The sequence below is a fragment of the Flavonifractor sp. An4 genome, assembly GCF_002161755.1.
Lineage (GTDB): Bacteria > Bacillota > Clostridia > Oscillospirales > Oscillospiraceae > Flavonifractor > Flavonifractor avicola.
This window is the reverse complement of sequence record NZ_NFIL01000003.1, coordinates 107,282-122,346: the sequence shown is the minus strand read 5'-3', so window position 1 is coordinate 122,346 and position 15,065 is coordinate 107,282. Positions and strand designations below refer to the sequence as shown.

8 protein-coding genes are annotated in these 15,065 nt (G+C 47.4%); all 8 read left to right on the top strand.

Going from position 1 to position 15,065, the window contains the following annotated elements; genetic code table 11:
• Window positions 1-9 precede the first annotated feature (9 nt).
• The 8 genes from B5F94_RS02595 (at window position 10) to pglZ (ending at window position 15,065) form a co-directional block, all read left to right on the top strand.
• Window positions 10-933, top strand: coding sequence for a DUF3991 and toprim domain-containing protein (locus tag B5F94_RS02595; protein WP_071430738.1), 924 nt, complete (start codon window positions 10-12; stop codon window positions 931-933).
• Window positions 934-992: 59 nt separating this feature from the next.
• Window positions 993-2,765, top strand: a complete 1,773-nt coding sequence (locus tag B5F94_RS02590) for a type IV secretory system conjugative DNA transfer family protein (RefSeq protein WP_083390098.1) — start codon at window positions 993-995, stop codon at window positions 2,763-2,765.
• Window positions 2,762-3,019, top strand: coding sequence for a helix-turn-helix domain-containing protein (locus tag B5F94_RS02585; protein ID WP_071430735.1), 258 nt, complete (start codon window positions 2,762-2,764; stop codon window positions 3,017-3,019). Before B5F94_RS02590 ends, B5F94_RS02585 begins: the two co-directional genes overlap by 4 nt.
• Window positions 3,020-3,403: 384 nt before the next feature.
• A complete protein-coding gene (locus B5F94_RS02580; RefSeq protein WP_071430733.1) occupies window positions 3,404-3,646 on the top strand; it encodes a helix-turn-helix domain-containing protein in 243 nt (80 codons plus the stop codon).
• A 6-nt stretch (window positions 3,647-3,652) separates the two neighbouring features.
• Window positions 3,653-6,142: a hypothetical protein gene (locus tag B5F94_RS02575; protein WP_087233699.1), complete on the top strand. Its 2,490-nt coding sequence runs from the start codon at window positions 3,653-3,655 to the stop codon at window positions 6,140-6,142.
• Window position 6,143: 1 nt separating this feature from the next.
• Window positions 6,144-8,504 (top strand): phosphoadenosine phosphosulfate reductase family protein, encoded by a 2,361-nt coding sequence (locus B5F94_RS02570; protein WP_071430729.1) that lies wholly within the window; start codon window positions 6,144-6,146, stop codon window positions 8,502-8,504.
• 13 nt (window positions 8,505-8,517) lie between these two features.
• Window positions 8,518-12,723 (top strand): hypothetical protein, encoded by a 4,206-nt coding sequence (locus B5F94_RS02565; RefSeq protein WP_071430727.1) that lies wholly within the window; start codon window positions 8,518-8,520, stop codon window positions 12,721-12,723.
• Window positions 12,724-12,734: 11 nt separating this feature from the next.
• Window positions 12,735-15,065 carry a BREX-4 system phosphatase PglZ gene (pglZ, locus tag B5F94_RS02560; RefSeq protein WP_071430725.1) on the top strand — a complete coding sequence of 777 codons (2,331 nt, stop codon included), beginning with the start codon at window positions 12,735-12,737 and terminating at the stop codon, window positions 15,063-15,065.

Below are 15,065 nucleotides of genomic sequence, written 5' to 3'. Positions count from 1 at the left end.
GAGGGAACCATGTCAACCTATATTCACTTTACAGAAGAGCAAAGGCAGCGTGCCGCCGCTGTGGACTTGGAGGAGTTCCTCCGGTTCCGTGGCGAGAAGCTGATTCCGTCCGGCAGAGAGAAACGGCTGGCCAAGGACCACAGCGTCACCGTCCGCGGAAACGAGTGGTACGACCATGCCGAGGAGAGGGGCGGTCACGCCGTCAGCTTTGTGCAGCGCTTCTACAACCTCAGCTATCCCGAAGCGGTGACCATGCTGCTGGGCGGAGAAGTGGGTACCATCTACCCCTCTGCCGCAGAGCGGGTGGTGGAGCCGCCAAAGCCCTTTGTCCTGCCGCCGGTCCACTCCGATATGCGCAGGGTCTATGCCTATCTGGTGAAGCATCGGAACATTGACCGAAGTGTGGTAGCCCACTTCGCCAGGGAAAGGCTCCTGTACGAAGATGCGAAATACCACAATGCAGTATTTGTGGGCACAGATGAGGAAGGCGTCCCGCGTCACGCCCACAAACGGAGTACCAACAGCTACGGAAAAGCCTTCCGGCTCAATGTGGAGGGCTGCAATCCCCGCTACAGTTTTCACCATATGGGAACAGACGAAAGCCTCTATGTGTTCGAGGCGCCCATCGATATGCTCTCCTACATCACGCTCCATCCGGAGGACTGGCAGCGCCACAGCTATGTGGCCTGCTGCGGCACCTCCATCCAGCCGGTGGCGAAGATGCTGGAGCGGATGCCCCAGATTCACACCGTGCTGCTTTGTCTGGACAACGACGAGGCTGGCCACCTGGCCAACCAGCGCATGATGGCCCAGCTGGAAGCGGACTACACCGTGGAACGGCTCGTTCCGGAGAACAAGGACTGGAACGATGACTTGACTACAGTCAGAGAACAGAAATGCGAGGTGAACACATTATGCCAGAGTTTTGGATAACTCTGTTGGAGCAGCTCAAGGAGTCAAAGGTGGCTCTCCTGATTCTGGCCGGCGCCGGAATGTTTCTTGTCATCGGAGGACTTGCTGCGCTGTCCCACTGCTACACCCTGAGCGGCATCAAGTCCAGGACGGTGGGCGACGGACAGCACGGTACCGCGAGGTGGGCCACCGCAAAGGAGATCAAAAAGATCTATGCCCATGTCCCGTTCCGGGTCAGGGACTGGCGCAGCGGCCACAACCGCCCCGCGGAGCAGGGGCTGGTGCTGGGGTGCAAGGGCAAGAAGGGCGAGCTTACCGCTCTGGTGGACAGCGACGATATCCACTGCCTCATGATCGGCGCTTCCGGCATCGGCAAGACAGCCTATTTCCTCTATCCCAATCTGGAATATGCCTGTGCCAGCGGCATGAGCTGGCTGGCGCTGGACAGCAAGGGCGACCTTGCCCGGAATTACGGAACCATCGCCAAGGAGTGCTATGGGTACAATATCTCTGTTATCGACCTGCGTAATCCCACCCGCTCGGATGGCAACAATCTGCTGACGCTGGTCAACCGGTACATGGATATCGCCCGAAAGGAGCCGGGGAATCTGGCGGCCCGCGCAAAAGCAGAAAAATACGCCAAGATCCTGTCCAAGACCATTGTCAACCCGGACGGCGATGACAGCAACCGTGGGCAAAACGCCTTCTTCTACGATGCCGCCGAAGGTCTGCTCACCTCTGTCATCCTGATGCTGGCTGAGTTCCTGCCGCCCGACGAAGACCATCCCCAGGAGCGCCGACACATCGTCTCCGTGTTCAAGCTGGTGCAGGATCTTCTGGAACCCAGTGGCGTCAAGGGCAAGAGCCACTTCCAGCTTCTGATGGGCAAGCTGCCTCCGGACCACAAGGCGCGGTGGTTCGCCGGAGCCGCCCTCAACAGCGCCGAGCAGGCCATGGCCTCCGTCATGTCCACGGTCCTGTCCCGGCTGAATGCCTTCTTGGACAGCGAACTGGAGCAGATCCTGTGCTTTGACAGCGCCATCGACGCCGAGAAGTTTGCGTCGGAGAGGTCCGCCATCTTCCTGATCCTGCCGGAGGAGGACACCACCAAGAACTTTATGGCCGGTCTGATGATTCAGAATCTCAGCCGGGAGCTGTTTGCCGTGGCCGATGAGAACGGCGGCAAGCTGAAAAACCGGGTGGTGCTGTTCTGCGACGAGTTTGGAACCATGCCGCCCTTTGATATTCTGCCCCTGTTCTCCGCCGGTCGATCTCGCCGGCTGACGCTGGTACCCATCATCCAGTCGTTGGCGCAGCTGGAGAAAAACTACGGCAAGGAAGGCTGCGAAATCATTCAGGACAACTGCCAGGACACCATCTTCGGCGGTTTCGCCCCCAACAGCCAGACTGCGGAAGTCCTGTCCAAAGCCCTGGGCAGCCGCACCGTCCTCTCCGGCTCGGTGAGCCGAGGGAAGAACGATCCCAGCCAGAGCCTGCAGATGATGGAACGGGCACTACTCACCCCTGACGAGCTGAAATCCATCCCCAAGGGCAGCTTCATTGTCATGAAAACCGGTACCCATCCCATGCGGACCCGGCTCCAGCTCTTCCTGAACTGGGGCATCACCTTCGGGGAGCCGTACACTGTGCCGGAGCGGGCAAACCGAGCGGTGGCCTATGCCAATCGTGTGGATCTGGAACGGAATCTTCCGAAGTCTGCCAAGGCAGAGGAAGCAGCGGAACACCGGGGCTATGCGGTGTCCGGACACGGCGGTATGGCGCATGAACCAGTACAGGAGAGAACCCGAAAGCGGGGTAAAAGTATCAAATCCATGGAGGAAGAAAACACATGAGCTACTTTGGAACCATCTACGCCGACACCGAACTGCCCTCCAGAGCAAGGGCAGTTTATATGTACCTGCGGGATCGGTCAGACGCTGAGGGCAAGTGCTGGCCCGGCATCAAGACCATCGCCTCGGACATGAAGCTGTCCCGCTCCACGGTCAAGCGGGCTGTATCCGATTTGGAAAAAGCCGGATATCTGGTCAAAGCCCCCCGATACCGTCCCAACGGCAGCAGTACCTCCAATCTCTATACTGTAAAATAAAGAGAAAGTGGTTTGTACCAAAAAGTTGTACAAACCACTTTTGAAGGAATCGAATTTTTAAAACCTTCCACCAAGGGGAGGCTGCGCTCATGTGCTGGACCCAGGGGCGGTTCATTGTGAACCGCCCAGAAGGACTCACTCTAACTGAGATTTAATGCAGAGAAAGAAACTAACGGAAGAACGGCGGGGACTTGTCGGCAATGCGCTCCCGGCAAGTCCCTGCTTTTCTTCTGCCGGAGAGATTGTGCGTTCGCATAAAATTGCGATACGCTCTTGAAGATAATAGAGATTAGCGGTAAAATATAAGTCAAGTGTGCATTAAGGCCCGTTCTTTGAGAATCACCTTACAAAATATCTGTATTATCTGGAAGAAGGAGAGAGTACATGGCGCTTTCTTATAACCGTATGTGGAAGTTACTTGTAGATAAGAAAATGAGCAAAGCGGATTTGAGAAAAGCCGCAGATATTGCGCCGAATACAATGACAAAGCTACGGCGAGATGAAACGGTAAATCTCGCTATTTTGGGCCGTATATGTGAGACCCTCGACTGTGATTTCGGCGATATTATGGAATATGTAAAAGAATCAAAAAATAGTTCAAACACGCAAACATCTTCAAAGGAGTAGTTGTATATGGCAGAGAGGCAACCGTCCTGGGATAAATATGAAGCCGCTATCCTGTTAGAAGGGATCCTTGCCTCTATGAAAGGCGAGCTCACACGCTCAGACGCAGTTAAGGCAGTATCTCACGATTTAAGAGCAATGGCAGTTCATCGGGGCATAGAAATTGATGCGGTGTATCGTAATACAAACGGAATCTCATTTCAAATGAAAAGCATGGAGTCAGCATATTTGGGACGCACAGTTTTCAAACCGGCTACCAGACTTTTTACAGGGGTTGCAAGTTTGTATCATGACTCCCATGACGAGTATCAAAAATTACTGAAGGAGGCAAGAGCAATGATAATCGATGGAAAAACCGTTAAAGATGATTTCATGCGGTATCTTGCCGAACAAGTGTCTCCTGCCCAGCTTTCTGACTTTTATATTTGTTATTCTGAAATCGAAACCTTTTGCTTGAAAATAAAAGTCCTGCAAAAACCGTTGTTCCAGACAACAGACATCGAAACCATAAAGAAAGTTCAGCGCACAATTGAACAAAATAAATTCTTCAGAATAACCCGCAGAAAGCAGATCAATAAAATTGTTGCTGCAGGGCGATATTACTACAACTACATAAAAGAAGGGCTCTATTCTCGTATTGGCATTGAGGAAACAGCAGTTGAGGAATCCAACACCGCCACTCAGACATTTCAGCCACAACACACACATAATATCGCAAACGATACAATGTCAAAATCTGTTGCGAGTGAACAGTCGGATGAGATAAACAGCAGAAGTTTTTCTCGATACCTGTCGGAAACACTGAAAATGGCCGATGCTACCAGTCGGAGTTATTCTTCGGCAATAAATAATTGTGAGGTGTTTGCAAGAGAACACCAACTGCCTTCTTGGCAACTTTACACTTCTGATCGGCAAGCTGCGCAGGAAACGATTCGCTTACTCTTAAACGATGCGGATTTTTTGAGTTACAATGCGAGGCAGCATAATCGCTTCCGAGCGGCTTTGCAGAAGTTTCTTATGTTCATTGGGGCTGAGCCGCAACAGACTGTTCCTACAAAAGCGGACATAGATTCTGCGAGTCCTTACAGGAATGAAGGTTATGAGCAAGTGCTCAGAGAATATTTCATGAAGGGATTCCGTATGGATTCGCCTCTTGAGATACGCAAATTTAAGAGGTATTACACAGCAACCCATGCCACAGAGCTGACTGACTCTGATGATGACATCAGCAACAAAATCAAGCAACTATGCATTCTTTACGAGGGGAAAGCCTTTCTCCCAGATGTCATGTTGAGCGAAGATCGAAAGGAAGAACTGCTGGATTACATCGAGAGCGCCTTTGCAGACGGGAAAGCAGCTATTTATTATCAAGCGATTTTTGCCGAATTTTCTGATGTGTTCTTGGACTACCATATTCACGATGCCGATATGCTGAAAGCGTACTTGACCTCTATCGGAAACGGAAGATTTTTCATCAACAGAAGTTTTATATCGAAAACGCCCGATGTCAGCATGGACCCGCTATCGGAAGTTCGCTCTTGCTTGCAAAACTTTGGAAGACCGGCGACTTATGATGAGCTTTTTGCTGCACTGCCGCATCTTCCACAGAGTAAAATAAAGTTGATCCTTGCCAGCAATGTTGAATTCGTCAACAATGGCCGCAGCGAATACTTCCACGAAAGTATTGTCCATTTGTCTGATGAAGAATTGGATGGAATTGCTGAAATCATCCAGAGGACCATTGACGAAAGGGATTTCATTGGTGGTAATGAGCTTTATGATGCAATCCGGGCAAAATATCCCTATATCATAGAGGAAAATCACACCCTCTCCGTGTATGGGTTCCGGGATGCACTAAAGGCAAAATTAGGTGATAAATTTTCGTTCAAAGGAAATATCATCAGCCGCTCGGGTCAGGAAATCTCGATGGTGGATGTGTTTGCAAAATATGCAAGAAGTCATGATAGTTTCACGCTGTCTGAGCTTCAGGGATTGGCGGATAGCCTCGCTACGACCATATACTTTGATACCGTTTACGAAAACAGCCTGAGAATCAGCCGGGATCAATTTGTATCGAAAGCAGCGGCCCAGTTCCCCGTTGCTGACATAGATGAGGTGCTGGACCGAATCTGTACGGAAAAGTATATTCCCTTGCCGGAAGTAACGAACTTTGGCGCACTCCCCTATGTGGGATTTCCCTGGAACAGCTTCTTGTTGGAACATTATGTGGCAAGTTACAGTCAGAAATATCTGCTCCTACATAGCAGCTTTAATGGAACTGAATGCGCCGGTGCAATTGTGAAGCGTTCCGCAGGCATCGGCAGCTTTGATGACTTGATCATTGACCTGCTGGCCAACAACAATCAAATAGAGATGAAAAAAGCCCCCGTGCTTCAATATCTGAGTGACAATGGATATCTTGCCCGCCGTAGATACTCAGAAATAGAATCGCTCATTATCAGAGCAAAAGCACAGAGGCAAAGGAAGGACACCGACTAATATGTACTCATATACCTGGGATGCCGAGACGGGCGGACTGCTGCTGAACAGCTCACCGCTTTCCTTCAGTAAGGAACCTCGTCCGGTGTATTACAAAGAACTGGATATTCTTGGATTTGACCGGTATTGGAATTATGCAAAGAATGACTCCTACCCCTATATGTGGGCGGAAGCCAACAATTATTTCTACCGGGGACGGCAGGTTGCCAAGACCAAAGGCGGCAGTCTTTATACCCCACCTGAAATTGTGATTATGGACGAGCCAGAGCCCGATGGACAACCTCTCCGCTTTGTTGATATTCCCGCTATGGTCGAAAAGAACCGGGATTTGTTGGAGAAACTGGCCGCAGAAACAATAAAGAAAATATACAACATTTATGTTGAATACATGGATCGGGTCGATGTCTTCTATGTGGCGTTCAGTGGCGGCAAGGATAGTGTAGTAGCCCTCGATCTGGTGCAGCGTGCTTTGCCGCACAATAAATTCAAAGTGCTATTTGGCGATACGGGAATGGAATTCCCGGATACATATAAAATAGTCGAAGAGATTGAACAGCACTGTAAAGACGCAAAGATTGAATTTTTAAGAGCAAAGTCTGACTTCGACCCGAAAGTCACATGGAGGGAATTTGGACCGCCAGCGCAGACGATGCGATGGTGTTGTAGTGTGCATAAAACTGCGCCTCAAATCATCTTACTGAGAGAGTATACCAATAATCCTCATTTTAGGGGAATGGCCTTCACAGGAATCCGAGGAGATGAAAGTGCTTCTCGAAGTGAATACGAAGGTATTAGTCACGGAGAGAAAGTTCGTGGACAATATAGCTGCCACCCAATCCTTGAATGGAACTCCGCCGAATTGTTTTCCTATATCTATGAGAGACAACTCTTGATAAATGATGCCTATAAAAAAGGAAATAGCCGTGCAGGATGTCTTGTGTGCCCGTTAGCCACATCGAAAAATATGTATTTTAAGGAACAAGCATACAGCTTTAGTGATGAGGGATATCGGACAACCACAACATTCAATAACATTATTCTGGAAACAACCTCCAAAGAGTTGTCTAATCCGAGCGCCGTCAAGGAGTTTATGGACATTGGTGGATGGAAAGCACGAAGAAGTGGAAAAGAATTATCATTCGCCAAAAGTTATACAAATGAATCATTTGAACAAGGTGTACTTACAATTCAAGTATCCCGTATAGAAACTGATTGGAAGCAGTGGATTAAAACAATTGGCAATGTAACCTTTCTGGAGAATGGTAATGTCGAAGTGCTTTGCAGAGATAAGTTGTATCACATTGAGATTGCCGAAAATACCAACGGACTAACTGCTACAGTTGTGATAGGGAAAAATACCCAGAAAGACATTTATTTTATGTCAGAATTGAAGACTGTGTTCAGAAAAACCGCATATTGCATTGGCTGTAGAGTATGCGAGGCGAATTGTCCGCATGGGTTTATTTCTATGAAGGATGGCCATGTAACAATCGATGACCGATGCGTAAAATGCAAAAAATGTCACGATGTATTCCATGGTTGCTTAGTAGCCAACTCGTTGCGATTGCCGAAAGGAGAAAAGAAAATGGGGAGCATTGACAGGTATGGAAATATGGGCATTGAACTCGATTGGGTTAGATCGTATTTCAAATTAAAGGATGAATTTTGGACTTCTCCTCACAGCCTTGGAACCAACATGGTTAAAAATCTCAAGAGCTTCTTGAACGATGCCGAAGTTACTGCTAAATCTAAATTTGCACCCTTTGGTAAAGTTATTGATAATATTGGAATAGAGAATTCCGACGCTTGGGCATTGATTCTTTGCAATTTGACATACACATCGGAGTTTAATTGGTGGGTCAAAAACATTGATTTTTCCACAACGCACACCCCTGATACCATTTATGCAATGCTGGATGACTCAATGAGTAAAAATTCTCGTTCACACATTGTCTCCGCATATAAAAACATCCTGATTTCTATTCCTCAATTAAGCAATGAAATCGGCCTGGGTGTCTGTGACTACACGCTAAAAAACGGAAAGCGTTTTTGGAATAGCGTGGTTCGCATCCCCTGGGAAAATCCGAATCCGCTTGTCATTCTTTACAGCTTATATAAATTTGCAGAGGCTTGCGGGGATTACCACCAGTTTACATTGTCCCGCCTCTTAAACCATGACCTCGAAAGTGACGGTGTTAGTCCTACTGAGATTTTTGGTCTTGACCGCAATCAGATGGAAAAGATTTTGAATGGTTTGACTATCAACTATCCAGATTTCCTCAACGCCAGCTTTACACTGGACCTGGATAATATCACTCTCAACAGCGAAAAGACATCTCAGGATGTGCTGAATCTGTTCTAAGGAGGAAGATGCTATGCCGATGTTGGAAAAATACCGTCATTATTTCAATATTGATCCGGATTATTTCCCCGCCGTGAACGAGGCGGTCATCACGAAGAACCCGGAAGTGTGGAAAAAATTCTTCCCCCACGAGACCTTCGTGAAACTTCTGAAGAACACGGTCAGCGTCCTGGAGCGCAAGCAGAAGCTCTGTCTATGGGTGGAAGGTGCCTACGGAACCGGTAAATCCCATGCCGTTCACACGCTCAAAAAGCTGCTGGATTCCAGCGAAGAAGAAACCCGTGAATACTTCCAGAGACATAAAATGGACAACGACCTGTACAACCGCTTCCAGGCCGTGAAGTCCAGCGGTCGTATCTTGACCGTTCACCGCTATGGTTCCGCTTCTATCCGCAGCGACCATAATCTTGTCTTTGCCATCCAGGAAAGCATTGAAAAGGCGCTTGTTGATGCCGGAATTGAAAACAAGGGCGGGAATGCGCTGAAGGATGCTACCATTGCATGGCTCTCTGACAAGGATAACAAAAACTACTTCAACGGACTGATCACTGGCACTTACTCTGACCTCTTTGGCGGAGATGACGCCGATACGGTGATTGAGAAGTTGCGCACCTTCTCCGGCGAGGCGCTGGCAAGGATTATGGACAATATCTTCAAGGTAGCCGATGAGCGTCAGGTAAAAGCTCTGTCGCTGAGCGTGACCGATTTGGGCAACTGGATTCGTGAGGTCATCCGGGCAAACAGTTTGAAGGCGATTGTCTTTATGTGGGACGAGTTTACCGAATATTTCTACAACAACGCCCGCAATCTCACCGGATTTCAGGAGCTTTGTGAAATCAGCGAAACCGATCCCTTCTATTTTGTGCTGGTGACCCATGTGACCCAGGGCCTGTTCCATGAGCGCGACCAGGACTTCATCAAGCTGAACGGACGCTTTGTCAGTCCGCACAGTTTAATCAGCCTGCCTGAAAATATTGCATTCCAACTCATGGGTGCAGCCATGGAGAAGAATAAGGACGAAGTTGTTTTGGCAGATTGGGAGGTAGCCCTTGGCGACCTGACTGATAGAACACAGGCATCCCGTAAGCTGGTGAAGTCGGTGGCTCGGATCACCGACAAAGAGATGATCGATATTCTCCCGATACATCCCTATGCCGCCCTGCTTCTCAAGCATATTTCCTCTGCGTTTGATTCCAACCAGCGCAGTATGTTTGACTTTATTAAAAATGACCGTGGCGATGAAATCAAGGGGTTCCAGTGGTTTATTGACAATTTCGGGCCAGAGGACGACAACCCGCTGCTTTCCGTCGATATGCTTTGGGAATTCTTCTATGATAAGGGAAAAGAATATCTATCGCATGATATTCGCTCTATTCTGGACTATTACAATCGTGCTGGGAATCAGCGCCTTGATTCTGACCAAAAACGTGTACTCAAAACGGTTCTTCTGTTGCAGGCAATTTCTCAATATGCCGGCGACTCTGTTGAGCTGTTTATTCCCAACGAAAAGAACCTTGACAACGCTTTTGAAGGGACTGATATGGAAGGCTCCGCAGCGAGATGTGCGGATCAGCTTGTTCGAGAAAAGGTGTTGTTCTCCAAGTCCCTTGGCGGTGGAAAATTCCAGTATGCTGCTTACAACCATGAAAACGAAATTGATGTAACACCTTTTGAGGAACAGATCGACCGCAAGAGCACCTCGGCTTTTATCACAGAGGAACTTGCTGACAGAACTCGTATCGTGGATGCAATCAGCCTTGGTGGAGCTTTGAAGCTTCGCTATGAACTGCGCTATGTTTCGTCTTCCGACTTTGATTCTACAATCAAGCAGCTTCGCAACACGGAAGAAAAGTATGCAAATAAGATCGTTGCTGTTGTATGCTTTGCGAAAGATGATGCAGAAAGTGTGGTTCTGGGCAAGAAAATACATGACGCCCTTGCTGCTGGCACCTACAACATGATTTTCATTGATGCCAGCCGTACTCCGTTTGGTGCGGATGGCTATGGCGTGTATCGTCACGATATGGCGTTATCTATGTCCCAGCAAGGAAAAGACCCTGCATTAGTTACTCAATATGCCAACAATGCAAAAGATTCTCTGAAGAAATGGAAAACCCGCATTGCAGGCGGTGAGTTTATGGTTCACACCGCAGATAAGCCGGATGGGGAACGTGCTACTACGCTGGACGCTCTGTACGGCCTTCTTGCAGAAATCAACAAGAAAAAGTTCGTGTCCTGCCTTGAGGGCTCTTACAATGTCATTGCCAATATGTATACACCGAGCAGCTTGAAGCAAGGTGTTGAGTGCGCATTCAATGAGAAAACAGCTGGTACCTTCCTGTCCGGCAGTCCCGCCACAAAGTTGGAAATCGCTCTTGACGGCGCATGGAAGGTTCCCGAATACTGGCTTTCCAAGCCTCATCTCTTGATTTCCAAAATCAAGCTGTGTGTTGATGAAATTGTAAACGATGGCTTCCAGAACGGTGGTGGCCGTGTATCTATCAAGCAAATCTATGACGTTTTGAAGGCGGCACCTTATGGTTTTATGCCCTGTAATCTGTCTGCATTTATTATGGGCTTTGTGCTGAAGGAATACGCCTCTGGGACATATAGCTGGAGCGATGGGCTTACCAACGACATTTTGAATGTTGGCAAACTCAAGGAAATGATTGACGAAGTTATTCGCCTTGAAATCACGCCGAATCCTCGCTATAAGGATAAATATATCGTTGCGATGACCCCCGCAGAGAAGGCTTTTAACGAAATTACTTCTGTGGCATTTGGGATTCCGCTTAATATGTGTACTTCGGTTCCAAACACCAGAGAACGCATCCGCAACAAGATGAAGGAATTCTCCTTCCCGATTTGGACTTTGAAGTATATTCTGGACAAAGAATCGCTTCAGACGGAAACCTCCGTGTTGTCCGAAATCATTGATTCTTTTTGTGGAATTGCCAACAGCAATAACATGGGTACAGCGAAGAGCGATAGCGATATTGCCATGGCAATCGGAAATCTTGCCCTTTCCAATCCAGATGCCGCAAAAGATTTGCAAACGATTTTGACCAAGGAAAAGTGTACCCAGGGTATGGCTGCCTACCTTGAAACCTTTGAAAATGGTACGCTTGTCTCTCTTGCTAAAACAGTTGGCGATGGCGGTCAATACCTCAATGTTCTCCGCAGGAAGTTTGATGCGGATGCGGCGAATTGGGTTTGGAATGTCGAAACCGCACAGCAGAAAATCCGTGAGGTTATTCTGGAGTATCAAATCATTGTAGAAAGCAATAAGATTATCTCCAAAAGCATCTCCTATGATGCGACCATACGGGAGTGGTGTGACAAGTGCGGATATATTCGCATCTCCTATGCAGCTGCAAAAAATTATCTTGATGAACTTGGGCCATTCCTCGGAATGCTCTATAACCTGAAAAAAGCAGGAACGCTGCTGGATTCCCAGAAGCAGTCTTTCCTGGAACTTGTTCAGGCAAACGGAAGCGCATTCCGCAACTTCTACAACAACCAGGTTGATCTGTTCAACCGTGTGTGCGGATACTATCTTGATGGGCTTTCAGAAGACGAAATCAAGGATGTGTTTGACACGATGCCTGCTGGCTCATTCACCTACGAAAAAGCAGACTATCTGAATCAGGTTGAAGCGAAGGTTGGGGCCTATAAGGAAGGCCAGAAAAACACACAGTTAAAGAAACTGTGGAGAGAGAAAACTGGGACTGACTCTCCTCGTGACTGGTCGAAAAAACACAAGATGCCTATTCTGTGTCTTATCCCTGACAACGAGGTTGCAAAAGCAAAAGCTGCATTTGGAGCTGTCAACCGTGCCAAAGCGGATGAACAGGCAATCGACCGTGCCATGGAATATTTTGCGTCTGCAAAATTCTTTGACCTTCTGGATGATAGTGCCGCTTTGGACAAAGCGTTTAGAGACAGTATCATCGGAAACTATGCGGTTATGCTTCTAAATATTCAGGAAGTGAAAGATTACCTTGACTCTCACATCACAGCAGAGCCGTTTGAGTGGTTCGGCCTTCCCGAAATTGAAAAGAAGCTTCGTCAAATGGCAGAGGCGAAATATAACCAGGGTGGTTGTGAACGTGCCCTCGCCAAGATCGATGAGATGGATATTGCTGATGTGAAGAAGTATCTAAAGGACCTCATTCGGGATAACATGGTTGTTGGCATGGAGATTATCAAAGGGAACTGAGGAGGTGCAAAATGACCATCCAAGAAGTCATTAAAAAAATTGACCGCTATCTGAAGAAAGATAATGTCGAGCCTCTTATCGTAGATGTTCAAAACAAGGCAGATTTGGAAGCCATCATGCTCCACTATCAATTGCCCCAAAATGTCTTTCTTTGTGCCTCTGATGCGGCGTTTTGCAAACCTGATGAATTCCCTGTCATCCCCAACATTCTTGAACGCCTTGCTCATGAGAATACCAACTTTTTTGTCAGTGAGATCACGAGCTTCCTCAAGTTAAAAGGCGAAAAGGCCTTGGTGCAAGAATTAAAAGAACTTCTATCTATGAGCACTGAGGGCCATGCAGTTATCCTCACCTTTCAATGTGTGGAATACTTGCATACCCTTATTAAAAATGACAGGCGCCTTGATAGCAGAATTTGCGTTTTAGAGGGGATACCATCCGCTCGTCCTAAGCTGATTTTTACCGCAGAGGGCATTCAACCTACGGACGCAAGTGCGCTGGTAAAAGGGCTTCGAGGCATGGCCAAGGCGGTGGAATCAGCCGCAGCAGAGATTCTATACATCGAGACTGCAAAAAGCAAGGATCAGTATCCGTTTTCGCTCTATACGATCTCAGATTTGAAGAATCCTTATGAAGTATTGTGTCATTTGGACGCAATGACATCTGTACTGCCAGAAAGTTACGGAGATGAAGAGAACTGGCAGTATGCTTTGACAGAGTTTCGGAAATATTCTTCTTGGCAACAGTTGATTTCCGCCCAAATAGGGAGCGTCAACAATTTGGATATTGTTATCTCTACTTACAAACAAAAAGCTTCTAACAAGAAATGGCTTTGGTTGTACTTTATCGGGCTCAAACTGTTCCATGCGGGAAACAACTCCTACTTCAACAAGGCAATAGAAACGGCTACTTCCCCATCCGGGCTGATTCACAGCTTGTATCGTACTATCTTAGAGGAAGATCCGACCGACAAAGACTTTATTTCCCAATATAGACAAAGAAAAGACCTTTTGAATTCCATTGAAAACCCACTTGATGAGGTCAGTGGATTTTGCAAGATAGTCCAAAGCAAGGGGAAATATGCGCTCTGCTACCTGACAGACAATACCCTTCAGGAAAAGGAGCTTATTTTCAAGCTGTTGGATAGATACAGTGAGGACTTCGGGAGAGCAGAACTTCTTGATATATTGGAGCGAATTTATCCTGATCTTCGGGCGTATCTGACAGCGTACCATTTCAAAAGTGAACTGCTTGATAACTATTTCCAGGAGTACAAATATCAGAAGGTTGTCAATAAGATTTTCCCGGACTTCATGACACTTGTCGAAAAGCAAGCAGTCGATCGGGATTATAACAGAATTCTCCCGCCACGCAGTTCTGTGATAGAAGGAATTGATGTAACGGATACCCAGACTTATTTTACAGATGCAATGGGCGTGGAGTATCTTGGCTATATCATGTCCAGATGTCATGCACTTAAACTCATGGCGAAAGTTACTGTGTGCAGATGTGAGCTTCCATCCATCACCAGTCGGAACAAGGAATTTTGGGATGTCCTATCCACAGATCGATTCCCCATCATCTCTGTTGATAAGATAGATAAAATCAAGCATCACGGTGAGGAAGGCTATGATTATAGTCGAGAGGATCGTAAGCTCCCGATTCATTTGATTCGTGAACTGGAGCTGATTGATGAACTCCTGAAGAAAATCAAAACAAACCTCACAAACGGCGACTATCAAAAGGCCATCTTAATTGCAGACCATGGTGCCAGTCGGCTTGCTGTAATTCACGGAACCGAAAATCTATGGGAAATGCAATCAAGCGGGAAGCACTCTGGGAGATGTTGTCCGAAAAGTGAGGTCGATGAGAGGCCGGACAGTGCCACGGATGCGGAAGATTTCTGGGCGCTTGCCAATTATGACCGTTTTAAGGGAAGCCGGAAAGCGAATGTTGAGGTTCATGGCGGCGCAACATTGGAGGAAGTTACCGTACCGATTATCGAGATTTCGTATCTTAACGATGCCGTTGAAGTTAAAATAATGCCGATTGATTCAACTGCAACATTTACGGGTATCCCCGAAATTTTCGTTAGTTTCCGCAAGAAAGCTGCCATTAAAGTATTTTCTACGGAAAAGTTGGTGGATGTCAGCGTCGTAATAGACGGTCATACCTACGAAGCAAAACCGACTGCTGATAATTTCTATGTTGTTGAGGAAATGACTGAAATTCGTCGTGCCAAGACATACAGCGTAGATGTATTTGCCGGTGGAATGCCTGTTGCCACTGGCCTGCCACTTCGAGTGAAAAAAGAAAGCGGCAGCGAAAAGAACATTCTGTAA

Bases quoted from the DNA above. Each gene is read 5' to 3' on its own strand.
- B5F94_RS02595 (WP_071430738.1), top strand. From the start codon at position 10: ATGTCAACCTATATTCACTTTACAGAAGAGCAAAGGCAGCGTGCCGCC.
- B5F94_RS02590 (WP_083390098.1), top strand. From the start codon at position 993: ATGTTTCTTGTCATCGGAGGACTTGCTGCGCTGTCCCACTGCTACACC.
- B5F94_RS02585 (WP_071430735.1), top strand. From the start codon at position 2,762: ATGAGCTACTTTGGAACCATCTACGCCGACACCGAACTGCCCTCCAGA.
- B5F94_RS02580 (WP_071430733.1), top strand. From the start codon at position 3,404: ATGGCGCTTTCTTATAACCGTATGTGGAAGTTACTTGTAGATAAGAAA.
- B5F94_RS02575 (WP_087233699.1), top strand. From the start codon at position 3,653: ATGGCAGAGAGGCAACCGTCCTGGGATAAATATGAAGCCGCTATCCTG.
- B5F94_RS02570 (WP_071430729.1), top strand. From the start codon at position 6,144: ATGTACTCATATACCTGGGATGCCGAGACGGGCGGACTGCTGCTGAAC.
- B5F94_RS02565 (WP_071430727.1), top strand. From the start codon at position 8,518: ATGCCGATGTTGGAAAAATACCGTCATTATTTCAATATTGATCCGGAT.
- pglZ (WP_071430725.1), top strand. From the start codon at position 12,735: ATGACCATCCAAGAAGTCATTAAAAAAATTGACCGCTATCTGAAGAAA.